Source organism: Rhodococcus sp. SMB37 (genome assembly GCF_004345605.1).
Lineage (GTDB): Bacteria > Actinomycetota > Actinomycetes > Mycobacteriales > Mycobacteriaceae > Rhodococcus.
Genome location: NZ_SLVY01000018.1, coordinates 1 through 25,953 on the forward strand (window position 1 = coordinate 1; position 25,953 = coordinate 25,953).

19 protein-coding genes are annotated in these 25,953 nt (G+C 65.3%); 9 read left to right on the forward strand and 10 right to left on the reverse strand.

Annotated elements, in window-relative coordinates:
• Nucleotides 1-70 precede the first annotated feature (70 nt).
• The 3 genes from glsA to EV641_RS23755 all read right to left on the reverse strand — a co-directional run bounded on the left by glsA (nt 71) and on the right by EV641_RS23755 (nt 6,646).
• Entirely contained in the window at nt 71-895 is an 825-nt protein-coding gene (gene glsA / locus EV641_RS23745; protein ID WP_132475071.1) for a glutaminase A, read from the reverse strand.
• Between the two features lie 107 nt (nt 896-1,002).
• On the reverse strand, nt 1,003-5,049 hold the full coding sequence (locus EV641_RS23750; protein ID WP_132475074.1) for a bifunctional nitrate reductase/sulfite reductase flavoprotein subunit alpha: 4,047 nt from the start codon (nt 5,047-5,049) through the stop codon (nt 1,003-1,005).
• Nucleotides 5,050-5,191: 142 nt separating this feature from the next.
• Complete coding sequence (locus tag EV641_RS23755; RefSeq protein ID WP_132475077.1) at nt 5,192-6,646, reverse strand: CCA tRNA nucleotidyltransferase; 1,455 nt, start codon at nt 6,644-6,646, stop codon at nt 5,192-5,194.
• 118 nt (nt 6,647-6,764) lie between these two features.
• Between EV641_RS23755 and EV641_RS23760 the strand changes: the two genes are divergently transcribed.
• The 5 genes from EV641_RS23760 to EV641_RS23780 all read left to right on the forward strand — a co-directional run bounded on the left by EV641_RS23760 (nt 6,765) and on the right by EV641_RS23780 (nt 15,060).
• Nucleotides 6,765-7,361 carry an NUDIX hydrolase gene (locus EV641_RS23760; protein ID WP_132475080.1) on the forward strand — a complete coding sequence of 199 codons (597 nt, stop codon included), beginning with the start codon at nt 6,765-6,767 and terminating at the stop codon, nt 7,359-7,361.
• A complete protein-coding gene (locus EV641_RS23765) occupies nt 7,358-9,745 on the forward strand; it encodes a glycoprotein (RefSeq protein ID WP_132475083.1) in 2,388 nt (795 codons plus the stop codon). The genes EV641_RS23760 and EV641_RS23765 overlap by 4 nt, the downstream gene beginning before the upstream one ends.
• Entirely contained in the window at nt 9,742-13,650 is a 3,909-nt protein-coding gene (murJ, locus tag EV641_RS23770; RefSeq protein ID WP_132475086.1) for a murein biosynthesis integral membrane protein MurJ, read from the forward strand. Before EV641_RS23765 ends, murJ begins: the two co-directional genes overlap by 4 nt.
• Before the next feature lie 99 nt (nt 13,651-13,749).
• The gene (gene sigM, locus EV641_RS23775) at nt 13,750-14,298 is read left to right on the forward strand and encodes an RNA polymerase sigma factor SigM (protein ID WP_054713249.1); all 549 of its coding nucleotides are present in this window, start codon (nt 13,750-13,752) and stop codon (nt 14,296-14,298) included.
• Nucleotides 14,299-14,352: 54 nt separating this feature from the next.
• Nucleotides 14,353-15,060, forward strand: a complete 708-nt coding sequence (locus tag EV641_RS23780; RefSeq protein ID WP_132475088.1) for a hypothetical protein — start codon at nt 14,353-14,355, stop codon at nt 15,058-15,060.
• A gap of 10 nt (nt 15,061-15,070) precedes the next feature.
• On the opposite strand, the gene EV641_RS23785 is transcribed toward EV641_RS23780, so the two are convergent.
• The gene (locus tag EV641_RS23785; RefSeq protein WP_054713245.1) at nt 15,071-15,628 is read right to left on the reverse strand and encodes a helix-turn-helix domain-containing protein; all 558 of its coding nucleotides are present in this window, start codon (nt 15,626-15,628) and stop codon (nt 15,071-15,073) included.
• A 100-nt stretch (nt 15,629-15,728) separates the two neighbouring features.
• Between EV641_RS23785 and EV641_RS23790 the strand changes: the two genes are divergently transcribed.
• The 4 genes from EV641_RS23790 (at nt 15,729) to EV641_RS23805 (ending at nt 19,780) form a co-directional block, all read left to right on the forward strand.
• Nucleotides 15,729-16,928 carry an NADH:flavin oxidoreductase gene (locus EV641_RS23790; RefSeq protein ID WP_132475091.1) on the forward strand — a complete coding sequence of 400 codons (1,200 nt, stop codon included), beginning with the start codon at nt 15,729-15,731 and terminating at the stop codon, nt 16,926-16,928.
• Between the two features lie 201 nt (nt 16,929-17,129).
• The gene (gene trxB, locus EV641_RS23795; protein WP_132475094.1) at nt 17,130-18,095 is read left to right on the forward strand and encodes a thioredoxin-disulfide reductase; all 966 of its coding nucleotides are present in this window, start codon (nt 17,130-17,132) and stop codon (nt 18,093-18,095) included.
• 60 nt (nt 18,096-18,155) lie between these two features.
• A complete protein-coding gene (gene trxA / locus EV641_RS23800; RefSeq protein WP_054713244.1) occupies nt 18,156-18,479 on the forward strand; it encodes a thioredoxin in 324 nt (107 codons plus the stop codon).
• A 122-nt stretch (nt 18,480-18,601) separates the two neighbouring features.
• Nucleotides 18,602-19,780: an N-acetylmuramoyl-L-alanine amidase gene (locus EV641_RS23805; protein ID WP_132475096.1), complete on the forward strand. Its 1,179-nt coding sequence runs from the start codon at nt 18,602-18,604 to the stop codon at nt 19,778-19,780.
• Nucleotides 19,781-19,847: 67 nt separating this feature from the next.
• Here the strand turns inward: EV641_RS23805 and EV641_RS23810 are convergent, their stop codons facing one another.
• From EV641_RS23810 to yidC, 6 genes are all read right to left on the reverse strand, one after another.
• Nucleotides 19,848-20,540, reverse strand: coding sequence for a hypothetical protein (locus EV641_RS23810; RefSeq protein WP_054713243.1), 693 nt, complete (start codon nt 20,538-20,540; stop codon nt 19,848-19,850).
• 55 nt (nt 20,541-20,595) lie between these two features.
• Nucleotides 20,596-21,822: a ParB/RepB/Spo0J family partition protein gene (locus EV641_RS23815; protein ID WP_132475099.1), complete on the reverse strand. Its 1,227-nt coding sequence runs from the start codon at nt 21,820-21,822 to the stop codon at nt 20,596-20,598.
• Complete coding sequence (locus tag EV641_RS23820; protein ID WP_054713242.1) at nt 21,819-22,793, reverse strand: ParA family protein; 975 nt, start codon at nt 22,791-22,793, stop codon at nt 21,819-21,821. The genes EV641_RS23815 and EV641_RS23820 overlap by 4 nt, the downstream gene beginning before the upstream one ends.
• Nucleotides 22,794-23,465: 672 nt before the next feature.
• Complete coding sequence (gene rsmG, locus EV641_RS23825; protein ID WP_054713241.1) at nt 23,466-24,143, reverse strand: 16S rRNA (guanine(527)-N(7))-methyltransferase RsmG; 678 nt, start codon at nt 24,141-24,143, stop codon at nt 23,466-23,468.
• A gap of 108 nt (nt 24,144-24,251) precedes the next feature.
• Nucleotides 24,252-24,794: a R3H domain-containing nucleic acid-binding protein gene (locus EV641_RS23830; protein ID WP_132475102.1), complete on the reverse strand. Its 543-nt coding sequence runs from the start codon at nt 24,792-24,794 to the stop codon at nt 24,252-24,254.
• A 22-nt stretch (nt 24,795-24,816) separates the two neighbouring features.
• Nucleotides 24,817-25,929: a membrane protein insertase YidC gene (gene yidC, locus EV641_RS23835; RefSeq protein WP_054713240.1), complete on the reverse strand. Its 1,113-nt coding sequence runs from the start codon at nt 25,927-25,929 to the stop codon at nt 24,817-24,819.
• Nucleotides 25,930-25,953 lie beyond the last annotated feature (24 nt).

A 25,953-nucleotide genomic window follows, 5' to 3' on the forward strand; every position in this document is an offset into this window, starting at 1 on the left:
TGTCCCCATGCCCGCTCCACCGGCCCGGACAGCACCTCGAATAAAGCGAAAACCCCAGTTCACAGGGTCGCTAATCAACAACTACGGCGCCCTGCAGCCACTCACCGCAGCGTTCGTACAATCCCGTCGCAGACAGAACGGCCAGCGTGTCGCGACATACTCCGGGTGGTACGACTCTCCTACCGGTGAGCGGGTTGACGCCTCCGTCCGCGAGGGTCGCGCCCATGACCGCGAGGTCCCGTGCATCGACTTTCAGAGAACACTGCTTCGTGTACACATCGACGACCTCGTCCGGGTCCAGTTCGACGCGCCCGTAGCTTGCGAGTAGCTGGGCGATGGCACGGTTGCGCTGATTCGATTCGGATTCGGACCGATAGACGGCGGCGTCGAGTTCCAGTGGCCGCCCCGCGAACTCGGACAAGCCCATCTGGACGGCCTCCCATCGCTCGTCTGCAGAGGCACCCGGTACGAGGGCCGTCGTCGCAATCGCCCCCGCATTGACCATGGGGTTCATCGGGTGTCCGTCGTTGAGTTCGATGGCGATGACCGAGTTGAAGGCAGCCCCGGAGTTGTTCACCCCCACACGTTCACGGACCAGTTCGTGACCGAGTTCTTGACATGCCAGGGCGTAGACGAACGCCTTGGAGATCGACTGGATCGAGAACTCGATCTGCGTATCACCGGACGAATGAACACCGCCGTCCGTACCCACCACACACGCGCCGAACTGCTCAGGATCGGCCGCGGCAAGTGCCGGAATGTAATCGGCCACCGCGCCGTCGCCGACAGAACGATACCGTCGATACGCAGCCTCGACGAGTGCATCCACCTCGTTCCATTCGGGTAGGTCGCCGGTGGATACTTCCTGGGACACGTCCCCGAGCCAGAGCTCCACGACAAACCTCCCCGACCATCTTGCGGCACACGCGTTCTTGGGGGACTGTAAACGAATCGAGTGCGACTCGGAGCAAATGCGTCGATCTTGGTCAGGAACCCGGGAGTTCAGTACACGTCACGCACATAACGCTTCTGCGTGACCAGTCCGTCGACGTAGGCCGCGGACTGATCCTGATCCATCCGGCCGTGGGCCTGCACCACCTCACGCAGAGCCAGGTCCACGTCCTTCGCCATCCTCGCTGCGTCGCCGCACACGTAGAAGTGCGCACCCTCCTCGAGCCAGCGCCACAGACGCGCACCGTGTTCGCGCATGCGGTCCTGCACGTAGATCTTCAGTCGCTGATCCCGGGAGAAGGCGAGGTCGAGTTCGGTGAGGAACCCGTCCGAATGCATCGCCTCGATCTCGTCCCGGTACAGGTAATCGGTGTCGATTCGCTGATCGCCGAAGAACAACCAGTTGCGGCCCGTGTGTCCCGACTCCCGTCGATCGTGGAGGAACGCGCGGAACGGTGCGATCCCCGTACCCGGACCCACCATGATCATCGGTGTATCCGGCGACGACGGTGGCCGGAAATGGTTGCTGCGCTGCACGAAGATCGGAATGTCGGCGCCCTTGCTGTGGTCGGCGAGGAAACTCGAACACACCCCGGCGCGGCCTCGACCGTCGTTGTTGTACCGCACCACCGACACAGTCAGCTGCACTTCCCGAGGATCGATCTTCGGGCTCGACGAAATCGAGTACATGCGTGGCTGGAGTCGTTCGAGCAGGGGCAACCATTCGTCCAGCGGTGCCTTGAACGGATATTCGGCAAGGATGTCCATGGCCTGCTTTCCCCACAGCCACCGCTGCAGCTCGAGCTTGTTGCCGGGCCGGAGGCGCTTTGCGAGTTCGGCACTGCCGGTCTGCTGCTGCACGAACTTCAGCAGGTCCGGTGTCACCCTGGTGATGTCGAGATGCCGTGTCGCGGCCTCGCGAAGCGGGATCGTCGGAAGACCGGGGATCTCGGTGGGCGCCTCCGCGTCGAGCACGGTCACCTGGAGCCATTCGTCCACGGTGTCCGGCCGGTTGGTGGGCACCACGCCGAGCGAATCACCCGCGCTGTATTCGAAGGCCGGATCGAATAGTTCGAACCCGAACTGACGCACCTCCTTCGACGAGCCGGCACCGCTGAGACACACATTGCGGGTGAGCCGCGTGATCAGCGGAGACTTCCGCGAGTAGGACGGGACGACCGGCGCGGAGGCGACCGCGGGTCGCGCAGGTCCGGTAGCACCACCGAAGTGCGACTCGATCTCACCGAGCCACTGCACCGACTGTTCCTCGAAGTCGGGTTCGCACTCCACGCGGGAGACGAGAGCAGTTGCGCCGAGCTCGGTCAGTCGCTCGTCGAGTTTTCTGCCGAAGCCGCAGAAGTCGTCGAAACTCGAATCACCGAATGCGAGAACCGCATATCGCAGCTCTGTGAGATCAGGAGCACTGTCTCCGGACAATGCCGCGAAGAAGGTGCCACCGTTGTCCGGGGCGTCACCGTCGCCGAAGGTACTCGCAACGACAAGAAGATTCGTAGCATCGGCCAGACCGGCGACACCCAGCTCGTTCAACGACATCGACCGCACTGCGCAGCCCGCTGCTCGCAGCCGCTCGGCGCACTCTCCGGCAAATTCTTCGGCGTTGCCGGTCTGGGACGCCCACGCGACCACGACCGGCACACCGTCGGATTCGGCAGCAGGATCGGCGGACTCGGGTCCTCGCGAGTAGACCCCCGCCAGCAGTCCTTCGATCCAGGCGCGCTTCGGAAGTGAGAACGGCGCCGACGCCGGGAGCACCGGAACACCGCCGAGATCGCTAGAGCGGATCCCGGCGAGCATGCCGGACAGGTAGATTCGTTCGGTCTCGTCGAGTACAGGTGCCTCGATGTCGCCGAGGCCGATCACCGACGCGACACGACCGGCGGGGTCGTCGATCACCGGTTCCGGCGTCTCCACCTTCATCAACGCGACCGCGCACACCTTGAACTCGGGTTGGTGCGACACGGGATCGGTCGCGTCGTTGGTGACGGCGTTGATGGTGAAGTCTTCGCCGAACTTGTCGTTCCAGTGGAACGGCGCGAAACAGTTGCCCGGGCTCACTCGGTCGGTGACCACCGCGGGGAGCACCGCACGACCGCGACGCGAGGTGATCTCGACGCGATCGCCGTCGGCGATCGCCAGTCGCTGCGCGTCGTCCGGGTTGACCTCGACGAATGGACCGGGCTCGAGCTTGTTGAGCTTGGCGACCCTGCCCGTCTTGGTCAGGGTGTGCCATTGGTGCTGCACCCGTCCGGTGTTGAGGACCAGCGGGAAGTCGTCGTCGGGGAGTTCGGCGGCGGGCACGTGCGGGCGCGGGAAGAAGCGGGCCCGTCCGTCGGGAGTGGCGAACACGAAACGCGGGGCAGTGCCGTCGTCACGGACCAACCGGGGGCGGGCGATGCCGTCGTTGAGATAACGGATGGGATTGCGGCTGCCTGATCCGGGCGGGCACGGCCATTGCACCGGCGACTCACGCAACCGGTCGTAGGTCACTCCCCGCAGGTCGTACCCGGTGTCCGGATTCGCGAACCCGGTGATCTCCTCGAAGATCTCGTCGGCGCTCGAATAGTCGAAGGCACTGCCGAATCCCATCGCGGTGGCCACTCGGGCGATGATCTCCCAGTCGGGCATCGCGTCGCCGACCGGGTCGACGGCCTGTCCGATGAGATTCAGGGTTCGATCGGAACCGATCGTCACGTACTCGGATTCGGACCACAATGCGCCGGGCAGGAGGACATCTGCGTGGTCGGCGGTCTCCGTCTCGGCGAAACTGTCCTGGACGATGACGAGTTCGGCCTTCTCGAGACCCTCGAGAACGGTCTTACGGTTGGCGACGGTCGCGACGGGGTTGGTGCAGATGATCCAGCAGGCCTTGATCTCACCGGCGGCCATCTTCTCGAACATGTCGATCGTGCCGGTACCCACCTCGGTGCGCAGTGTGCCGCGCGGAACACCCCACCGGTCTTCGACGAACACGCGATCCGCCTCCGACAGCACACTGCGCTGCCCGGGCAGACCCGGTCCCATATAACCCATTTCGCGTCCGCCCATGGCATTGGGCTGGCCGGTGAGAGAGAACGGGCCGCTACCGGTCCGGCAGATCGCCCCGGTCGCGAGGTGGAGGTTGCAGATCGCGTTGGTGTTCCACGTGCCGTGGGTGCTCTGGTTGAGGCCCATGGTCCAGCAGCTCATCCAATTGCCGGCCTCGCCGATCCACTGCGCCGCAGTCCGGATGTCGTCTTCGTCGATTCCGGTGATCCGAGCGACCACGTCCGGTGGGTAGTCGGCGAGGAACTCCTCCATCGCGTCCCAGCCGTCGGTGTGCTCGTCGATGAAGTCGCGATCCGCGTGACCGCTTTCGACGATGAGACGCAGCAGGCCGTTGAGGAGAGCGAGATCGGTTCCGGGGGAGATCCGCAGAAACAGGTCGGCCTTGTCGGCGGTCGCGGTGCGGCGAGGGTCGACGACGATCAGTTTCGCTCCGGCTTTGACTCGATCCATCATCCGCAGAAACAGGATCGGGTGGCAGTCGGCCATGTTGGAGCCGGTCACGAAGAACACGTCGGCGTGGTCGAAGTCCTCGTACGAGCCGGGCGGGCCGTCCGATCCCAACGACTGCTTGTATCCGGTGCCGGCGCCGGCCATGCACAACCGCGAGTTCGATTCGATCCCGTTGGTGCCGATGAACCCCTTTGCGAGTTTGTTGGCCAGGTACTGCGACTCGAGAGACATCTGGCCCGACACGTAGAGTGCGACGGCGTCCGGCCCGTGTTCGTCGATGATGGCGTTCAGACGGCGCGCGGTGTCCGAGATCGCGGTCTCGAGTGCGACCGGGACCTGATCGACGCCGCGTTCCGGGCGCACGCGCGCGGTCTCGAGTCGGCCGCCCCCGGCGAGCATCGCGGCGCTGGTCGCGCCTTTCGTGCACAGACGCCCCCGATTGGTGGGATGCTCCTTGTCGCCGTATGCATCGAGGACGCGACGAGTTCCGGTGCTCGGATCGACGCCGACCTCGAGGACCATCCCGCATCCCACGCCGCAATACGAGCAGGCGGTTCTCACCAATGCGCTCGCGTCCTGCATTCCCAGCTCCTGCCCGGGCCGTCTCGTGAATGGCCCGGTATCCATGCTGCGGACACGGTGTTGCGGCAGGATCAAACGCGGTGAGCAGACTGTGACATCTGCCTCACGGAGCCTCGAGGCCAGTGTGAGGAGACGGAAACACTCACGCCTTCGGCTGCTGGTCCCACCATTTCAGGAGTTCGGCCTCGGCCTCGTCCCGCTCGAGCGGCCCGCGATCGAGGCGTAGGTCCTTGAGGAACTTCCACGCCTTCCCGACCTGCGGGCCTGCGGGTATCCCGAGCAGTTCCATGATCGCGTTGCCGTCGAGATCGGGACGAACCCGCGCGAGGTCTTCCTGTTCGGCGATCACTGCGATGCGATGTTCGAGATCGTCATAGGTGGCCTGCAGCGACGCAGCACGCCGCTTGTTGCGGGTGGTGCAGTCGGCGCGCACGAGCTTGTGGAGCTTGGGAAGAAGGTGTCCGGCGTCGTGCACGTAGCGCCGCACCGCCGAGTCCGTCCACTGCCCCTTGCCGTACCCGTGGAACCTCAGATGCAGGAACACCAGCTGACCGACGTCCTCGATCATCTGCTTGGAGTACTTCAATGCCCGCATCCGCTTGCGAACGAGCTTCGCACCGACCACCTCATGGTGGTGGAAGCTCACGCCGCCCCCCGCCTCGTTGCGCTTGGTTCCCGGTTTGCCGATGTCGTGCAGGAGCGCTGCCCAGCGCAGCACCAGATCGGGATCACCGTCCTCGAGATCGATCGCCTGTTTCAGGACGGTGAGCGAATGCCAGTACACGTCCTTGTGCTGGTGGTGTTCGTCGATCTCGAGTTTCATCGCCGGGATCTCCGGAAGCACCCGCTGCGCGAGTCCCGTTTCGACCATGACGTCGATGCCCTCGATGGGGTAGGCGCCGAGAATCAGTTTGTCGAGTTCGGCCTGGACGCGTTCGGCGCTGATCCGCAGGATCTCGTCGGCCATCTCGACGATCGCCGTGTGCACCCGCTCGGTGAGGGTGAACCCGAGCTGCGACACGAACCGCGCGCCGCGCAGCATCCGCAACGGGTCGTCGTGGAAGGAATCCTCGGGCCGCGCCGGAGTGTCGAGCACTCCCGCGACCAGCGCGTCCATCCCACCGAGAGGGTCGACGAACTCGCCGGCGCCGTCGGGGCCGACCCGGACGGCCATCGCGTTGACGGTGAAGTCACGGCGCACCAGGTCGTCCTCGAGCCGGGTGCCGTACTCGACGATGGGATGGCGGGTGACGCGGTCGTACGCGTCGCTGCGGAACGTGGTGATCTCGATCTGTTCGGGGCCCTTCGACGCGCTCACCGTGCCGAAGTCGATGCCAGTGTCCCACTGGTGGTCGGCCCATCCGCGAAGAAGTTCCTGTACGAGCTCGGGGTGGGCGTCGGTCGTGAAGTCGAGGTCGGTGCCCAATCTCCCCAGCACGGCGTCGCGGACACTGCCGCCCACCAGGTACAGCTCGTACCCCGCCTCGGCGAATCGCGCCCCGAGCGGCGCCAGGACATCCGAAAGTGCGCGCAGCGTCGAGTCGGCGCCGGCGAGCAGTCGGGCGCGGCGATCGGCGTCCGTGGTGGGAGAGTTCACGCCTTCGAACTTTACCGAGCTGCCCATCCTCGTGGTCGGACAGGCACCGACGTGTGGCTGAACCGGCCGTGTGTGTAGTTGAACCGGCACAGTGGCCGTTACAACTACTATCGATCAGGTGTCGCCCGCAGAACGTGCCAACCGCAACCGCCGCAATCCGCGGCGGCGCGGTTCGGGCGGCAAATCACCCGTGCGCGGCGGGTCGGCCGCGACACCGCACACCCGCATGCGCACCGTGCGCGAGACGTCCGCCGGCGGTCTCGTCGTCGACGGACTGGGCGGCCCACCCGATCAGCTGTGCGCTGCGCTGATCGGTCGCACCGACCGCCGCGGCCGACTGCTGTGGTCCCTGCCGAAAGGCCACATAGAGAAGGGCGAGACGGCAGAAGAGACCGCGATGCGCGAGGTCCACGAGGAAACCGGTGTGCGCAGCAAGGTCCTCGCCGAACTCGGCAGCATCGACTACTGGTTCGTGACCGAGGGACGCCGCGTCCACAAGACCGTCCACCACTATCTCCTCCGTTACCTCGGCGGTGAGCTCTCCGACGCCGACATCGAGGTCACCGAGGTGGCCTGGGTGCCGCTCACCGAGTTGCGGGCACGGCTCGCCTACGCGGACGAACGCAAACTCGCCGACGTCGCGGATCAGCTCATCGCCGACATCGACCCCGCTTGGCTGAAAGACGCCGACGATCCGGGGGCCGCGCTCGGATGACGGTGGTGCTTTCTCGGACCGGCGCCGCGGTCCTCGCTGTGTTCGCGCTGGTCCTCGTAGCTCTGGGCGGGCCGATTCCGGGTTCCGCAACTGCGCAGACGACCGACGAACCGCAGTTCCTCCGGCTCGACATCGACGAGGTCACCCCGTCGACGGTGTCGCTGACCAGCGGTCCCGTCGTGACGGTCACCGGCACTGTCACCAACATCGGCGATCGCGACGTCGAGGACGTCTGGGTGCGTCTGCAGCGCGCGCAGGCCATCGCGGATTCTGCGACCCTCCGCAGCGCATTGACCTTGGATCAGGCCGGATTCGACACGGTCGGAGAGTTCGAGGTGGTCAGCGATCGACTCGGCCAGGGGGAGAGGGAGAAATTCACTCTCGAACTGCCGCTGCGCTCCGATCTCGTCCCGTCGCTGAACATCACCGCTCCGGGTGTGTACCCGTTGCTCGTCAATGTCAACGGTGTCCCCGAGTACGGCGGACAGGCGCGCCTCGATGACGCCCGGTTCCTGCTTCCTGTCCTCGGGGTGCCCGCCGCCGACGAGGTCAGCACCGACGGGAGCACCGACACGAGCGGACCGACCTCGCTCGGGGAGACGTCTGCAGAGGCCGGGGGGAAGGATTTCCCCGCGGTGCCGCCCGAACGGTCGACTCCTGTCCCGACGACCGTTCTGTGGCCGCTCGCCGATCGGCCACGGATAGCTGCGGGAGTGCCCGGATCGGCGACCGAACCGGTCCGTCTCGTCGACGACGACCTTGCGACCTCCCTCGCCGAAGGTGGTCGTCTCGACGGTCTGCTCCGTGTCGCGGAAAATGCCGTGGCGAACGAGGAGCAGGTCGCGGACGCGATGTGTCTCGCGATCGACCCGGATCTGCTGGTCACGGTCGCGAACATGACCCGCGACTATCTGGTGGTGGCCGATCCGGCCGATCCGACCGGCGACGCGCACCCCGGCACGGGCACCGACGCGGCGATCGCGTGGCTCGAGCGGCTGCGGGCCCTGTCCGCACAGTTGTGCACGACCTCCGTTCCGTATGCGCAGGTAGATCTGACGGCGCTCGCCGAGACCGGCAGCGCATCACTGATCGAATCCGCACTCGACTCACCCACCGAGATCATCGATTCGACGCTGGGCATCTCCTCTGTGGACTCGGTGATCTGGCCCGACTCCGGCGTGCTCACCGAGAAAGCCGGCGCGATGATCGCGGCGGACGGGCCGGTGACCGCGTTACTCGCAGACGATGCCGTGCAGAAGGCGGATCCCAGCTCCGCGGTTGTCCGGATCAGCGGTGTGGACGGCCTGACAGCGGGCCTGTTCGACAGCGCCACGGGTGCCGCGCTGGCTGCGATGGGGGACGAACCGCAGACTCCGTCGTACGTACCCGATTCGTCGCGCTACACCCTCACCGACGATTCGACGACCGCCCGGCTCCAGGACGCGCTCGGAGCCATCGCCTGGCCTGCCCTGAATTCTTCGTCGGAATCGGCACCGTCTGCCGGACCGGATTCGGTGGTGCTCGCGCCACCACAGGTGTGGTCGGCATCCGCCGACGATGCTGCTCGGACCCTGTCCATGGTGTCGACGCTGATGAAATCGGGACTCGCGACGGTGCAGCCGTTCCAGGAGATGGTCGCCGCCGCCGCGGCGACCGGCAGCGCCCCGGTCGCGTCACTGCTGACGTATCCGGAGCAGGCGATCACCGATGGTGCGCCCGCGCCGGTGGTCCACGAGGCATCGGCGCAGATGCCTCGTCTCGACGGGCTCGAAGAGGCCTTCGTCGAAGATCCGCAGGCCCAGCTGACCCCGAGTGCATACACCGCGCCGCTGCGGAACGACATGCTGCGCGCGATGACGCTGGCCGGACGACGCGGCACCGATCCGGACGCGGCCGCTGCAGAGGCCGAACAGCGAGCGACCCAGGCCCGTGAGGCCATCGATCGGATGTTCGAGTCGGTCACGGTGCTCGCACCGGGCGGTGTCTTCACCCTCACGTCGGAACAGAGCCCGTTGCTGCTCGTAGCCCGCAACGATCTGCCCGTGGGTATCACCGTCCGGCTGCACGTCGACGTGCCCAGCGCAATGGACATCACCGACATCGGACCCACGCAACTTCCGCCGAGAGGTAGCCGCACACTGACCGTGCCTGCCGAGATCAGCGACTCGAGGAAGATCGAGGTCGAGTTCGCGCTCACGACCGAGTCCGGTCTGCCACTCGGCAGCCCCACGCAGGTCACGGTACGTTCCAATGCGTACGGCCAGGTTCTCGCCATCGTCACAGGCTGTGCGGGGGCACTCCTGTTGTTCCTGGCGGGGCGGCGACTTCTGCACCGTTTCCGGGGGGAGCCGGATCCGGCCGATGAAGGATATGGAGAGAGATGACCGGGAACCCCACCCGTACCGGTACCGGGGGCGCCACCGGTCACAGTGAGTCTCAGGGACCGACGGGGCCTCGAGGACCGACGACGTCGCCGGACATCACCGGATCGGCTCGGTCCGGCAAGGCCCAGAGCCTGCTCGCGGCGACCGGGTCGATCGCGATCGCCACCTTGATCAGCCGCATCACGGGCTTCCTCAAGCAGCTCCTCATCCTCACCCTGCTGGGCGCGGGGGTCGCGAGCTCGTTCACGGTTGCGCACCAGATCCCGAACATGATCTCCGAGCTCGTGCTCGGTGCCGTGCTCACCTCGATCGTGGTGCCGGTCCTCGTCCGAGCCGAACGGCAGGACCCCGACGGCGGTGAGGCCTTCATCCGGAGGCTGTTCACCGCGGCGCTCTTGCTTCTCGGCACCGCGACGGTGCTCGCCGTCGCAGCCGCCCCGCTTCTGACGACACACGTCTTCCTCGACGATTCGGGTGAGGTTTCGACGTCGCTGACCACGGCGCTGTCGTATCTGCTGTTGCCTGCCATCGTCTTCTACGGCATGTCGGGCCTGTTCACGGGAATTCTCAACACCCGGCAGGTGTTCAAGCCCGGCGCGTGGGCGCCGGTATGCAACAACGTCGTCGTGCTCTGTGTGCTGGTCCTGTACTACCTGATGCCCGGCGACATCACCCTCGACCCGGTGCGGATGAGCGACCCGAAACTGTTGGTCCTCGGGATCGGTGTGCTCCTCGGCGTGGTCACCCAGGCGCTGTGCCTCGTCCCCGCTCTACGGCGGGAAGGTATCAACCTCAAACCCCTGTGGGGACTCGACGACCGGCTCCGCCAATTCGGCGGCATGGCTGCGGCGATCATCATGTACGTGCTGATCAGCCAGGCCGGCATGGTCTTCGCGACCCGGGTGTCGTCGGGAGCCGACGAGGCCGGTCCGGCCATCTACAACAATGCGTGGCTGCTTCTGCAGCTGCCGTACGGCGTGCTGGGCGTCACCGTACTCACCGCGATCATGCCGCGATTGAGTCGAAATGCCGCCGACGGCGACACGCCCGCCGTCGTCGACGATCTTTCCGTCGCGACCCGCCTGACGATGATCTCGCTGATCCCCATCGTCACCTTCCTCACGATCGCCGGTCCGCAGATCGGCGCCGCCCTGTACGGCTACGGCAATTTCGGCGGTGCGAACGCCGAGCTGCTCGGGCAGGCGGTGAGCTGGTCTGCGTTCACACTCATCCCCTATTCACTCGTGCTGATCCACCTCCGGGTGTTCTACGCGAGAGAGCAGGCGTGGACACCCACGTGGATCATTCTGGGGATCACCGCTGTCAAGATCGGGTTGTCCGCGTTGGCGCCCCTCATCGCGAGCGACGGCAGCCAGGTCGTCGTGCTCCTCGGCGTCGCGACAGGTGTGGCGTTCACGGTCGGCGCGTTCATCGGGGGATTCCTGCTGCATCGCACCCTCGGCGACCTGCAGATGGCGAATGTCGGACGGACGGTCTGGCATGTGGTGTTCGCGTCGGCAACCGCTGCTGGGGTGGTGCTGCTCGCCGACAGGTTGTTGCAGCTCGACGCGCTGAGTGAGCGGTTCGGCGGTCTCGGTTCCTTCGTGCGGGTCGGGATCACCGGGGTCCTCATGATCCTGGTCGCCCTCGTCGGCATGTGGTTGCTGAAGGTTCCGGAGATCCTCTCGATCGAAGCCATGATCCGACGCAAGGTGAGTGCGCTGCGCGGGGTCGCACCGGACGACACGCCGGGATCCGCCGGCTCCGGCGCCGATCCGAGGACACCGCCACCGACCGGACCGCTGCCCGCTCCTCGACGCTACGACTACCCCGAAACCGACTTGGAGCGCACGGTTGTGCTGCCACGTATCGACTACGGGGAGTACGGAGTCGGGCCGTACGACGCCATCACAGAGGTCATTCCTGCGATTCGGGACTTGCCCCGTCCCGACGATCACCGGGCACAACTCCCGTACCCTGGTCAACAGATTCGACCCGGGCGGCGTGGACCGCGATACTTCGTGGCTCCCGGCGATCCCCGTCTCCGTACAGAGGGCGGACGAGTCGACAACGAAGGAGTAAGGGTGAGCGACGACCACGCTGCCGGCAAGTCCGCGCTCGATTCAGCGAACCGGACCAACGCCGGCCCCGCTGCCGAAGGCACGAAGGCCACCGCCGGCGAGGTGGGAGCAGCGAACCGTCCCCCCGCACCCGGGGCAAAGAACCCCGATGCCGCTCCGCCGCGCGATCCGCACACCGACACGGGCGTCATCCCGATCGGTTCGCCGCAGCTGCCGCCCGTCCGCGTGTCGGGCAACGCGCCTCGTCGCACGATGCGCGGACCTGATCTCATCGCGGGCGCGTCGGTCGCCGGAGGCCGCTATCGGCTGCTCGCGCCTCATGGGGGAGCACGCGGACTGCGATTCTGGCAGGCGCTCGACGTCAAGCTCGACCGTGAAGTGGCTCTGACATTCGTCGACGCCGACCAACGGGCTTCGGATACCACCGGGCCCGACTCTCCACAGGCCGTGCTGTCGCGCTCGCTGCGACTCGGACGCATCAACTCACCCGGTCTCGCGCGTGTGCTCGACGTCGTGCGTGGTAGCTCGGGCGGCATCGTGGTCGCCGAGTGGACACCGGGCCGGTCCCTGAAGGAGATGTCGACCACCGATCCGTCGCCGATCGGCGCGGCTCGTGCCGTGCGGGCACTCGCCGCGGCCGCTGAGTCCACCCACCGAGGTGGAAGCGCGTTGTCGATCGATCACCCCGACCGGATCCGCATCAGCGTCGCGGGCGACGCGGTGCTCGCGTTCCCGGCCACCTTCTCGGACGCCGACGCGATCTCCGACGTCCACGGGCTCGGCGCAACACTGTACGGGTTGATCACCGGTCGCTGGCCGCTCGACGAACCCGGTATCCCGGGTGTCCCCAAGGCGGCTCCGCCCCGCAGTGGCGGCACCGTCGGTGGAATGCCGATCGCCGAGCGCGGTCCCGACGGTGTTCCCGTCGAGCCTCGTGCGATCCGTCCGGACGTTCCGTTCGAGATCTCCGCGGTCGCGGTGCGTGCGTTGTCCACCGACGGCGGCATTCGGACGGCGGCGACGGTGCAGCACATCCTCGACCAGGCGTCGGTGGTCGATCAGAAGACCGACATGATGCCCGCGTTGCGGCTCGGACAGCGCACGGCAGCATCCGAGACCCACGCCCTCGCCGACCCGGAAGCGCTCGCGCAGAAGAAGAAGCATTCCGAGCGGATGCTCATGGCGCTCGTCGGCCTCGGCATCGTCACCGTGATCATCCTCGCGTTGATCGGCTGGTGGATCACCAATCTTCTTGCAGGCGACAGCAGCGACGCGCCTTTGACCAGCCAGGATTTCGGGCTCACACCGACATCCGAAGCTCCGGTGACGCCGGGCGAGGGCGAAGGGACCGACGGAGCCGGCGGGGCCGTGGCTCCGGTGGCCACCGGACCCGTCTCCGCGACGGCGGTCGAGGTGTTCTCACCGCAGGGGACCCCCGATTCTCCGGCGACCGCGTCGCAGGCCATCGACGGCGATCCGAGCACCGAATGGAGCACCGACGCCTATTTCGATCCCTTCCCGTCGTTGAAGAACGGTGTGGGCCTGCTGGTCACGCTCGCCGACACATCCACGTTGTCGTCGGTGACCGTCACCACCGATTCGCCCGGCACGGTGCTCGAGGTGCGCAGTGCACCGTCGGCTCAGTCTTCTCTCGATCAGACCCAGGTGATCGGTTCTGCCACACTGGGTTCGGGGGAGACCGAGATTCCGGTCGAGGCCGATGGGGGCACATCGCATGTGTTGCTGTGGATCACTGATCTGAGCACCAGCGGCGGCGGCCACAAGAGTTCGATCTCCGAGGTGACCTTCACCGCTGCGCAGTAGGACCCCGCACCGCGGGGAATCATCCGACAAATCGGATACCATCCGCGCGTGCGAATTTTCGGGGGGATCGCAAAACTCGCTGTGCCCGACATCGGAAAGATGTCGGACGCAGAGTTGCTGTCGGCGCATGTCGGAGGGGACCGGGATGCGTTCGGGACATTGGTGTCGCGGCATCGCGACCATCTGTGGCACGTGGCCAAGCGCACGAGCTATTCGGACGAGGATGCAGCCGACGCGCTGCAGGACGCAATGCTCTCGGCCCACCGGATGGCCGCCACGTACCGGAACGACGCCGCAGTGCTCAGCTGGCTGCACTCCATCGTCGTCAACGCGTGCCTGGATCGCATCCGCCGCAACCGAGTACGTCCGATCGCTGCCCGCTACCCCGATGACGTCGAACAGATCCGCGACGAACACGATCGGATTTCCGATCTCGAGCTCACCCTCGATGTCGGGGCTGCGTTGTTCGCGCTCCCACCCGATCAGCGCGCCGCAGTGGTGGCCGTCGATATCGAAGGTTGTTCGGTGAAGGAAGCGGCCCGTAGACTCGGTGTTCCCGAGGGCACGATCAAGAGCCGATGCGCACGTGGCCGCAAGAAACTTGCCTTCGTTCTCGACGACCTTCGATTCAGGGGGAACCGATCGTGAACCGCGTACGTCCTACTCTGGTGAGGGCCCCCGAGTCGCCGAGGAGAACCGCGCATGAACGAGGACGAGTTTCCACGTCCGCCGTACTCCGACGATCTACTCGCTGATCTCCACGCGGGGGCGCTGGACGACGAGCTCGCCCAGCGGCTGTGGCCGCTCGTGCGGCAAGACCACCACGCCATGGCTGTGATCGACCGGCTCGACGCCGTGAAGGCTCGACTACACGCGTGGGGTGAGGAACCCGCCACCGAACCCATACCTCCCGATGTCGCAGCGCGTCTCGACGCGACGCTGCACGGCCTCGCACAGCACCACGGGGAATCACGCCGCAACAGACGGATCCTTGCCGTCGCGGGTATCGGTGCCGCGGCGGCCCTCGCGGTCGTGTTCGCTCTCGTCCTCCGCGGCGTCGGTGCCGCCGACGACACCGTCGGACCTCCGCTCGCATCCGGCGTCCCACCCTCGCAGGATGATTCCCTCCCTGGACAGAACGTGCTCACCCCGGCGTCCCTGCGAGAACTCGTCGGCGCTACCGGACTCGGCCCGCTGTCCGAGGAAGAACGGTTGCGAGGTTGCCTGTCGGCGAACGGATTCCAACCGGACAGCCCGATTCTCGGGTCGCGGGAGATCCGAGTGGGCAACTCCGATGCCGTCGCGATCCTGCTCGGCGGACCGCAGGCCCCGCAGATCACGGCGCTCGTGGTGGGCACTCGGTGCGGGGCAAACGATCCCGCAACGATCCAGGTCGAGGTTCTGGGGTGATGCCGGTCGGTCAGCCTTCGGCCGCGGGGAGCAGCAACTCGAGGATTCTCGCGCGTAACTCCGGGGTGTCGTCCTCGGCGGCGATCAGCCCCGCGAAGAGCGCCGAGCCGGCAGCCATGACCAGGACCGCGCGCGCATCGATTTCGGAATCGTGATCGGTCTCGCCGGCGAACAGGGCCGTGCTCGGTCCGCTGAACGTGCGCCACAGCGTGTTCCGGAGATCGTCGTGGTCCCGCAATGCGGCGAGCAGGCCCGGTAGGGCAGCACGCACCTCCGGGCGTGAGAAGAGTTCCACACTGCCGGTGACGACCCATTCGATCCAGCCGCGACGATCGATGCCTGTGTACGGCTCGAGATCGGGTGCGGATCCGAGCAGCGCGTGGAGAACGAGGTGCGCCTTGGTGGGCCAGCGGCGCGTCAAGGTCGCCCGGCCGACACCGGCGCGCGCGGCGAGTGCACGCATACTCATCCCGTCCCAGCCGACCTCGATGAGCATCTCGCGGGCAGCGGCCAGCACTTCGGCATCGATTCGGGGGTCGCGGGGGCGCCCGGGAGCAACATCGGACATACAGCCTGTATTTCTCTTCGGACGGATCATGGCGTCAGCGGTGCCGCACGCGCTATAGTCGGATCTTAATTACGGTACCACTGGCATCGAAAGTAGGGGTATGACTTCGCCGCGACCCACAGTCTTCGAGCCTGCCCGGCTCGGACCGCTCACCCTTCGCAACCGAATCATCAAGGCCGCCACGTTCGAAGGCGTCATGCCTCGCGGAGCAGTCAGCGATGAACTCGTCGGGTTCCACGCCGAAGTCGCGCGCGGCGGAACAGCGTTGACCACTGTCGCCTATTGCTCGGTGTCCGAAAGCGGCCGCGTTCACCGCGACACTCTCGTTCTCGACAGCGCATCCGTTCCCGGCCTGCGACGTCTCACCGATGCCGTGCACGCCGAGGGAGCGCTTGCGTCCGCACAGATCGGTCACGCCGGCCTCGTCGCCAACCAGATATCGAACGGCATGAGCACCATCGCTCCGTCGACACGCATCAGCGCACCCGCAATGGGGCTCGTCCGCGGCGCGTCGCTCCAACAGCTCGACGACATCGTCGAGTCCTACGCATCCGCGGCCCGCAACGCGGTCGACGCCGGATTCGACGCCATCGAGGTCCACCTCGGACACAACTATCTCCTGAGCTCCTTCATGAGCCCGAACCTCAACAAGCGCAAGGACCATTACGGCGGCAGCATCGCCAACCGCACCGCATATCCGCGCAGAGTGCTCGAGGCAGTACGACGCGCGGTGGGGGACAAGACAGCCGTCATCGCGAAGTTCAACATGACCGACGGCGTCCCCCAGGGGTTGTGGCTCGACGAATCGCTGCCGATGGCACAGCTCATCGAAGCCGACGGCCACATCGACGCGATGCAGCTCACGGGCGGCAGCTCACTCCTGAACGGCATGTACTTCTTCCGCGGCGACGTTCCGATGAAGGAGTTCGTCGCATCGCAGGCCAAGGTCGTCGGATGGGGACTGAAGCTCTACGGTCCGAAGATCTTTCCGAAGCTTCCGTTCGAGGAGGCCTTCTTCCTGCCCATGGCCCGGCAGTTCCGGTCGGAACTGTCGCTGCCCCTGATCCTGCTCGGCGGCATCAACCGCCTCGACACGATGGAGACCGCGCTCGACGAAGGGTTCGAGTTCGTCGCGATGGGCCGGGCACTGCTGCGCGACCCGGATGTCGTCAACAAGTTCCACAACGCCACCGCTCGCGAGGGGCTGTGCATCCACTGCAACAAGTGCATGCCGACCATCTACACCGGCACCCACTGCGTCATCCGGAGGACGTTGCAGGGGGTCCCGACAACCGTCTGACGTCCAACCCGATCCGATCGTGCCTCCCGGGGTCGCCTCGGGGGTCGTCCGCACCGACTGTGGCGTGAGGCACGGCGAGCAGGGAACAACACCGTTTACCCTGGTGTTGATACTTGAAGCTCGGCCGTGGCCTCACCTGCACGGACGACCGTGGGCGCTGACTGCGTCCCCACCCACAGCACACGACCCCGGAAGGCTCGCATGACGACTTCGCCCACGATCCACGACCTCATCATCGTCGGCTCGGGACCGGCCGGATACACCGCGTCGATCTACGCGGCGCGTGCCGAACTCTCCCCGCTCGTGTTCGAAGGAACCCAGTTCGGTGGCGAACTCATGACCACCACCGAGGTCGAGAACTTCCCGGGCTTCCGCGAGGGCATCATGGGCCCCGAGCTGATGGACCAGATGCGAGAACAGGCTCTCCGTTTCGGTGCCGACATCCGCACCGAGGACGTCGAGGAAATGAACCTGACGGGCCCGATCAAGACCGTCGTCGCGAACGGCGAGACCTACAACGCCCGCGCCGTCATCCTCGCGATGGGCGCCGAGCCGCGCTACCTCGGCGTGCCGGGGGAGGAGAAACTTCTCGGCCGCGGTGTCTCCGCGTGTGCCACATGCGACGGATTCTTCTTCCGAGATCAGGACATCGCCGTAGTCGGTGGCGGCGACTCCGCGATGGAAGAGGCCACGTTCCTCACCCGCTTCGCGCGCAGCGTCACGCTCATCCACCGCCGCGAAGAATTCCGTGCTTCGAAGATCATGCTCGAGCGTGCACGCGCGAACGAGAAGATCCGATTCCTCACCAACGCGGCTGTCGCCGAGGTCCAGGGTGAAAACAGCGTCACCAACCTCGTCATCGAGGACACCGTGACGGGTGAGCGCAGCGATCTCGCCGTGACCGGTCTGTTCGTCGCAGTCGGTCACGATCCGCGGAGCTCTCTGGTCGCAGGTCAGGTCGATCTCGACGACGAGGGCTACGTTTCGGTCTCCGCGCCCGGCACCGCGACATCCGTCCCCGGTGTCTTCGCTGCGGGCGACCTCGTCGACCACACCTACCGCCAGGCGATCACCGCCGCGGGTACGGGCTGCTCCGCCTCCATCGACGCTGAACGCTGGCTCGTCGCCAACCGCGAGGTATCTGAGCCGGTCGCTGTCGAAGCCTGATCGCCGCCGCCTGAGCGTCCCCCCTCGATTCCCACCCCCATCACTGCGCAGGAGAACAACATGACAAACACCGTCAACATCACCGACTCGTCGTTCGTCGAAGACGTACTGCAGGCAGACAAGCCTGTGCTCGTCGATTTCTGGGCGACGTGGTGCGGCCCCTGCAAGATGGTTGCCCCGGTTCTCGAGGAAATCGCAGGTGAGCACGGCGAGAAGCTGACCGTCGCCAAGCTCGATATCGACGCCAACCCGTCTGCGGCTCGCGACTACCAGGTGATGTCGATCCCCACCATGATCCTGTTCTCCGGTGGCAAGCCCGTGAAGACCATCGTCGGCGCGAAGGGAAAGGCGGCGTTGCTCCGGGAGCTCGACGAGGTCCTGTAGTAACGTCCCAGGATCGACCGTGCGCCCGTGAGCATCGATCTCGGGCGCATCTGAGACAATTCCGTTCGATGCTGCCCCGCGCGTGCTGGGCACTCCGGTCAGCACGGAAAGGCCCCCGACACATGCGCCCTCTTCGTCACGGCGACCACGGTCCTGCTGTCGCAGAGATCCGGAACACACTGGCCGGATTAGGGTTTCTCCACGGAGGATCAGAAGCCACCGACGAGTGGGTCGGCTCCGACGTCGTCTTCGATCACGAGCTCGACGGTGCTGTGCGCGCCTTCCAGCAACAGCGTGGTCTGCTCGTCGACGGCATCGTCGGTCCCGCAACGTATCGGTCGCTGAAAGAAGCGTCGTACCGTCTCGGTGCCCGCACCCTGATCTATCAGTTGTCCGCGCCCCTGTACGGGGACGATGTGGCGGCGTTGCAGACCCGTCTGCAGGATCTCGGGTTCTACGTGGATCGGGTCGACGGGTATTTCGGCCCCCGAACACACGCCGGACTGAGCTCCTTCCAGAAGGAGATCGGCCTGGCCCCCGACGGAATATGCGGGCCCGAGACCCTGCGGGCACTCGAGCTACTCGGCACTCGCGTCTCCGGTGGATCGCCGCATGCCATCAGTGAGGAAGAGATCGTCCGACGGTCCGGGCCTCAGCTCAGCGGCAAGCGGATCGTCATCGACCCGGGCCTCGGGGGCAATCACCACGGGATCGTTCTCCGCAGCCCGCACGGCACCATCTCCGAGGCCGACATCCTGTGGGATCTCGCCCGCCGACTCGAGGGACGCATGGCGGCGACCGGAATGGAGACATTTCTGTCGCGGCCGTACCACGCGAACCCCACCGACATCGAGCGCGCCGGTACCTCCAACGCGTTCGGCGCCGACCTGATGATCTCGCTGCGCTGCGATGCGAGTTCGAACCCGATGGCAAGCGGAATTGCCAGCTTCCACTACGGCAATTCGCACGGCTCGGAGTCGATGATCGGGCAGGTCCTCACCGGGTACATCCAGCGTGAGATAGTCGCGCGCACACCCCTCCAGGACTGCCGCAGCCACGGACGGACCTGGGATCTCCTGCGCCTGACCAACATGCCGACAATTCAGATCGATCTCGGCTACCTCACCAACGCACACGACGCCATGGTGCTTGCCGACCCGCGCCATCGCGATACGATCGCCGAGGCAGTACTCATTGCCGTCAAGCGTCTGTATCTGCTCGGTCAAGACGACCAGCCGACCGGGACGTACACCTTCGCCGAGTTGCTTGCCGAAGAGCTGTCGATCACCGAGACGCGCTGAGTCTCACTCGACAGGAACGGGCACCCTCGGTGAGGGTGCCCGTTCCTGTCGATCTGGTGCGGAAAAGCTACTGCACTCCCACCGTCGTCCGGCCGGCGAAATCCTCGACGGTGATCGACGCGGCCTCGATCAGTCGATCCAACGCAGCCTCGACCTCTTCCTTCCACCCGTGATCACGGTCGAGTTCGAGCCGCAGGCGCGGGAACCGATGGTGCGGCGCGACCACGTCGAACCCCATGTCTTCGAGGAAATCGGCGGAGATCATGCACTCGTGAGGGGAGCACGCGTTCGCCGCCGTCGCGGAGGGAGTGTCACCGACTGCATCGGCCTCGGCATCCGCTCGAATTCCGAACGCTTCGAGCGCACGCACGTTCCGCCGTACGAGATCGTCTACGACGGCACGAATGAGGTCGGTGCCCACCTCGAACCCCTCGGCGTGCGGTTCGATCCGCATGGTCGTCAGGAGGATCGCGTCGGCACTCACGGGCGAGGTCGGGAACAGCTGCGCCCGGGGCACCATATTGGGCGGGGCGTAGAACGCGCACGCGGCAACCTTCTCGCCGACCGTCGCTATCTGCGCGCACGACCCCCACTGCAACATGACAGTCGACAGCCACGCTTCCTTCTCGAACTCGGGGTCCGCGAATCCACGCGCCTCGTCAACGGTGTCGGGGTCCATCTCCCAGAACACGCACCGCCGGGAGTGCCGCGGCAACCGATCGATACCACTCAACAAGAGCGGCGTGACTCGTGTCGACACGAGATTCCTTCGCCTCCACCTCTGGTCTAGACAGTCGTCCTGCTCCGGTGGGGAGTCAAGAGGGGTTCTGCTGGGTGCCCAACTTCTGCGATTCCATCAGAGTCACGATGCGCTCGAGATCGTCGACCGAGCCGAACTCCACAACGATCTTGCCTTTCCTCTTGCCGAGGCTGACGGTGACGCGGGTGTCGAACGACGACGACAGACGTTCGGCGACATCCTGCAAGCCCGGCATCTGGATCGGCTTCCGCCGCGCGGGAGCCGCTACGTCGGGTGTGCCGGAACGATTCGCGAGAACGACGGCTTCCTCTGTGGCGCGTACCGACATGCCCTCCGCCACAATTCGAGCGGCAAGCACCTCTTGGGCGTCCGCTCCGGCTTCGAGAGAAAGCAGCGCACGAGCATGGCCGGCCGAGAGCACACCCGCCGCGACACGTCGCTGGACGGCGATCGGGAGTTTGAGGAGCCGGATCATGTTCGTGACCACCGGACGCGAGCGACCGATGCGTGCGGCGAGTTCCTCGTGAGTGACTTCGAACTCCTCGAGCAACTGTTGATACGCGGCGGCCTCTTCGAGCGGGTTGAGCTGCACACGGTGGATGTTCTCGAGGAGCGCGTCGCGGAGGAGCGCGTGGTCCTCGGTATCGCGGACGATCGCGGCGATTGTCGGCAGCTCGGCCTGCTGAGCGGCACGCCAACGCCGCTCGCCCATGATGAGCTGGAACCGGTCGCCGTCGATCCGACGCACGACGATCGGCTGCATGAGCCCGAACTCGCGAATCGAGTGCACGAGCTCGCCCAGTGCTTCTTCGTCGAAGACCTGCCGCGGTTGCTTCGGATTCTGCTCGATGCGGTCGATCGGGATCTCGAGGTACACCGCCCCGGTGGGGGAGGGGAGGGGTTCGTTCGTGTCCGACTTCTCCGACGCTGTCGTCTCCGTACCCGAAGTGGTCGATTCGGGGTCGGTCGATTCTGCAATTCCGTTCGGGGCCTGCTTGCCGTCGCCGATGATCACATCGGCCGCTGCGGTCCCGAGGCCGGACGGCGAGATCTTCATGCCGGAGGTTCCGCCTGGCCGTCGCGTGAGCGTCGTCTTGATCAGTGGTGACTTTCTCGCGGAAGCGGGCGCAGTTACCCCCTCAGCGTCGGACTGCGCCGAGGTGTCCGTCTTCGTTGCGGCACCCGTAGCTGCTGCAGCATCGTCGGGTGTCTCGACAGGCGGGCCCGTCGGGATCAATGCCGCCAAACCTCGCCCGAGTCCACCCTTACGTGTCGCGCTCATCGGTTCCCCTGATTGTCCTGAAGCCCACGTGCCGCCAATTCACGCCCTGCGTCGAGATAACTCATTGCACCGCGCGAACCTGGATCGTAGTCGAGAACCGTCGTCCCGTACCCGGGAGCCTCGGAGACTTTCACGCTGCGTGGTATCACCGATCGGAGGACTGCGTCGCCGAAGTGCTGACGGACCTCGGCCGCGACCTGATCCGCGAGCTTGGTTCGGCCGTCGTACATCGTCAGGAGAACGGTCGACACATGCAGCGCAGGGTTGAGGTGCGACTGGACGAGCTCAATATTGCGGAGAAGCTGGCCGACACCTTCGAGTGCGTAGTACTCGCACTGGATGGGAATGAGGACTTCCTTCGCAGCGACGAGTGCGTTCACCGTGAGCAGTCCCAGCGACGGCGGGCAGTCGATGATGATGTAGTCGTAGTCGCGGTCGCCGAGGGCTTCCTTGGTAACTGCGTTTCGGAGCCTGTTCTCGCGGGCCACCATCGAGACGAGTTCGATCTCGGCACCCGCAAGATCGATCGTCGCCGGGATGCAGAAGAGTCGTTCACTGTGCGGACTCTGCTGCACCGCCTCCGCGGCAGCTACCTCACCCAGCAGGATCTCGTAACTCGACGCGATGCCGGAGTGGTGCGGCACTCCCAATGCCGTACTCGCGTTGCCCTGGGGATCGAGGTCGATGACGAGGACGGTGAGTCCTTGGACCGCGAGGGCAGCGGCGAGGTTGACGGCGGTAGTGGTCTTGCCGACTCCGCCCTTCTGGTTCGCAATCGTGAGGACGCGGCGTTCGCGCGGCTTGGGGAGCGCATTCGCCTCACTCGGGTGCAGAACCTGACTCGCGCGATGAGCAGCCGCACCGATCGGGGTATCCATCGACGGGAAGCTGTCGACGGGAACCGGAAAGAAATCGTCTTCGCTTACGGCCTCGGTTTCACGTGAAACAGCGGATTCAGATCCACCCGACATAGAACGCTCCTTAAACGTAGACCCGCTCGGTTCGCACGCTACATCCTTCACGCGTCCGATACTCACTATGCACGGCGGTGACAGACGACGACGTGGACTCGCAAGGGTGATGCTCGAGCTGGGATCCATGAACGTGCGCCCCTTACACGTCTCGCGTATCCACTTCTCCGCTCGCGAACAAGTATGTCAAAAGAATTCTCGGAGGCACCGTCGACACCTCGTAGGTTCACGTTTCACGTGAAACACGGACCCGATTGTTTCACGTGAAACGTGAACGAAGAGGGCCGTCGCGCTGCTTCGTTTCACGTGAAACATCACCCCGCGAGACCTGGCCGGGCGGGATCCGATCTGATCGCAATTCGACGCAGCGGACGGACGAAACTTATTGCAACGCAACACTATTTGAATCAATTATCCCGAACAGGGTTATTCGGCAACGTATTTCATCGAATTGCAACAATCCGACGAGACGTGGGCACTGCAACCGTCACTGTGACGAAACCACCTTGGGTATCCCGTCGCCCGCCTGCAAGGCCGATTTTCTTCACAATCGGACTCGAGTACCACCGCATTCGACTCCTGCGATTCCCTTCCCACTCGAGCGCAAAGAAAAACCCCTCCACTCCGACGGGGAAGGGGAGGGGCTCGGTCACACGTTTCACGTGAAACTGCTCATCGCTTGCGACGTCGCTGCGGCTTCGCAATCCGTTCGGCTTTCACCACGAGTGTTGGAACCTCGAGAAGATCGGCACCGCACTCGAGCACCTCGAGGTTGCCTGCGCCGAGCTTTGCGAGCTCGGCGCGATCGCGATCGATTTCTTCGGCAGCGGAACTTCCCTTGAGTGCGAGCATTCGCCCACCCTCATGGATGAGCGGCAGCGACCACTTGGCGAGTTTGGCGAGAGGAGCCACCGCCCGCGAGGTCACTACATCGGCGCCGCCCGCTTCCTGAACCACACCGGGCTGCTCGGCACGGCCGCGCACCACGAGCACGTTCCCCAGTCCGTGTGTCTCGACGAACTCCGCGAGATACACCGAACGTCGCAGCAACGGCTCGACAAGTGTGACTCGAAGATCGGGGCGGGCGATGGCGAGCGGAATCCCCGGAAGGCCGGCGCCACTTCCGACATCGACAACCCGCTCGTCCTCTTCGATCAACTCACCGAGCACGCCGCAGTTGAGGATGTGCCGCTCCCATAACCGCGGTACCTCGCGGGGCCCGATGAGTCCGCGTTCGACGCCGTCCGTCGACAACGACTCGTGGTAGCGCTGCGCAAGGTCGAATCGGTTGCCGAAGACACGGTGAGCAATTGCGAGAAGGTCGGACTCTTCGTGTTCCACGTGAAACATCCTCTCCCGTAGACAGGTAGTGCAACAAACGGTGGTCCAACCCGTGGCGCCTACCGATGAAAAAGAGGAGCCCGGGCCGGCCCGGGCTCCTCTTCGATCAGCTGTTGATCAGTCTCGGATGATGACGACTCGCCGATTTGGCTCAGCGCCTTCACTCTCGCTGGACACGCCGTCGATCTGGGCGACGGCGTCGTGAACGATCTTGCGCTCGAACGGCGTCATGGGGGTCAACTCCTCGCGCTCACCCGAGTCGAGAACCCGCTTCGCGGCCGACGTTCCGAGAGCACTCAGTTCCGAACGCTTACCTGCGCGCCAGCCGGCAACATCGAGCATCAGCTTGCTGCGTTCGCCGGTGGCCTGCTGCACTGCCAGTCGCGTGAGTTCCTGGAGCGCGTCCAGAACCTCGCCGCTCCGCCCCACCAGTTTGGACAGATCCTTGCCACCGTCGATGCTGACCACAGCACGGTCACCCTCGACGTCCAGGTCGATGTCGCCATCGAAGTCGAGTACGTCCAGCAACTGTTCGAGGTAGTCGCCGGCGATCTCGCCCTCTTCGATCAGATCATCGTCATCGTCCGCGTCGAGTTCTGCGTCCCGCGGCTCGGTAATCACCTCGAGGTCCTCCTGTGCCTTGTCCAGGTCACTGGCCATATTCAGCTCTCTTCTACTTCGGTCAGCGCCGCTTGCGCTTGGAGTTCTTGGGGCGGCTGCCGGGCTTCGGTGTACTCGGACCGGAAGCCTTCCCGGTGCCCTGGGCATCCGACTTCTTCAGCGACACATCTCCGGTCTGCGCCGTGGTGTCGTCATTCGAGGAATCCTCGGACGCAGGTTCGGCATCCGCGCCTGCAGCAGCTGCGGCGCCGCCCTTCTTCTTGTTCTTCGTCGGGCGTGCCCCCGGCTTGGGTGCGTTCTCGTTCCGGCGTGCGAGTGCTGCCTGACGCTTCTCTTCTTCCTCATGATCGATCTTGCGGAAGACGAGGTGCTGCTGACCGTAGGTCCAGACGTTGTTGCTCACCCAGTACAGAAGGATCGCGATGGGAAGGAACGGGCCGCCGACCATCACGCCGAGTGGGAACACATACAGCGCGAGTTTGTTCATGATTGCGGCCTGAGGAGCAGCCGCAGCCTGTGCGCTCTGCCTCGCCACCGATGCACGTGAGTTGAAGTGCGTGGCGATACCCGCGATCACCATGAGCGGGATGGCCACCACCGCGATATCCAACCGCGACGGCAGGTCACCACCGTCGACGGTGAAGGCCTGAAGCGATTCCATCGGCTGGGTGATCCACGACGAGATCGGCGCATTGAAGATACGGGCGCTGAGGAACGACTGGACGTCGTCCGGGCTGAAAGCGTAGTTGCCGAGCTGCGCGTTCTCCTCGGGTGTCAGACCGAGCTGACCGAACCCCGTCCCCGTCCGGTTGAACGAGCGCAGCACGTGGAAGAGACCGATGAACACCGGTACCTGCAGCAACATCGGCAGGCAACCCATCAGCGGGTTGAAGCCGTGCTCCTTCTGCAGCTTCTGCATCTCGGTTGCTTGCCGCTGACGATCGTTCGAGTACTTCTTCTGCAGCGCCTTGATCTGCGGCTGCAGTTCCTGCATCTGGCGCGTCGTGCGCACCTGCTTCACGAACGGCTTGTACAGGATGGCGCGGAGTGTGAAGACGAGGAACACCACGGACAGGGTCCACGTGAGCCCACTGTCGGGCGCCAACACAAACGAGAAGGCTTTGTGCCAGACCCAGAGGATCCAGGACACGGGATAGTAGATGAAGTCGAGCACGGCTCTAGGTACTCCTCTGGTCGT

Bases quoted from the DNA above. Each gene is read 5' to 3' on its own strand.
- rsmG (WP_054713241.1), bottom strand. From the start codon at position 24,143: ATGTTTCACGTGGAACACGAAGAGTCCGACCTTCTCGCAATTGCTCAC.
- EV641_RS23820 (WP_054713242.1), bottom strand. From the start codon at position 22,793: ATGTCGGGTGGATCTGAATCCGCTGTTTCACGTGAAACCGAGGCCGTA.
- EV641_RS23780 (WP_132475088.1), top strand. From the start codon at position 14,353: ATGAACGAGGACGAGTTTCCACGTCCGCCGTACTCCGACGATCTACTC.
- EV641_RS23805 (WP_132475096.1), top strand. From the start codon at position 18,602: ATGCGCCCTCTTCGTCACGGCGACCACGGTCCTGCTGTCGCAGAGATC.
- EV641_RS23765 (WP_132475083.1), top strand. From the start codon at position 7,358: ATGACGGTGGTGCTTTCTCGGACCGGCGCCGCGGTCCTCGCTGTGTTC.
- trxA (WP_054713244.1), top strand. From the start codon at position 18,156: ATGACAAACACCGTCAACATCACCGACTCGTCGTTCGTCGAAGACGTA.
- EV641_RS23815 (WP_132475099.1), bottom strand. From the start codon at position 21,822: ATGAGCGCGACACGTAAGGGTGGACTCGGGCGAGGTTTGGCGGCATTG.
- murJ (WP_132475086.1), top strand. From the start codon at position 9,742: ATGACCGGGAACCCCACCCGTACCGGTACCGGGGGCGCCACCGGTCAC.
- trxB (WP_132475094.1), top strand. From the start codon at position 17,130: ATGACGACTTCGCCCACGATCCACGACCTCATCATCGTCGGCTCGGGA.
- EV641_RS23790 (WP_132475091.1), top strand. From the start codon at position 15,729: ATGACTTCGCCGCGACCCACAGTCTTCGAGCCTGCCCGGCTCGGACCG.
- EV641_RS23750 (WP_132475074.1), bottom strand. From the start codon at position 5,049: ATGCAGGACGCGAGCGCATTGGTGAGAACCGCCTGCTCGTATTGCGGC.
- sigM (WP_054713249.1), top strand. From the start codon at position 13,750: ATGTCGGACGCAGAGTTGCTGTCGGCGCATGTCGGAGGGGACCGGGAT.
- EV641_RS23785 (WP_054713245.1), bottom strand. From the start codon at position 15,628: ATGTCCGATGTTGCTCCCGGGCGCCCCCGCGACCCCCGAATCGATGCC.
- EV641_RS23830 (WP_132475102.1), bottom strand. From the start codon at position 24,794: ATGGCCAGTGACCTGGACAAGGCACAGGAGGACCTCGAGGTGATTACC.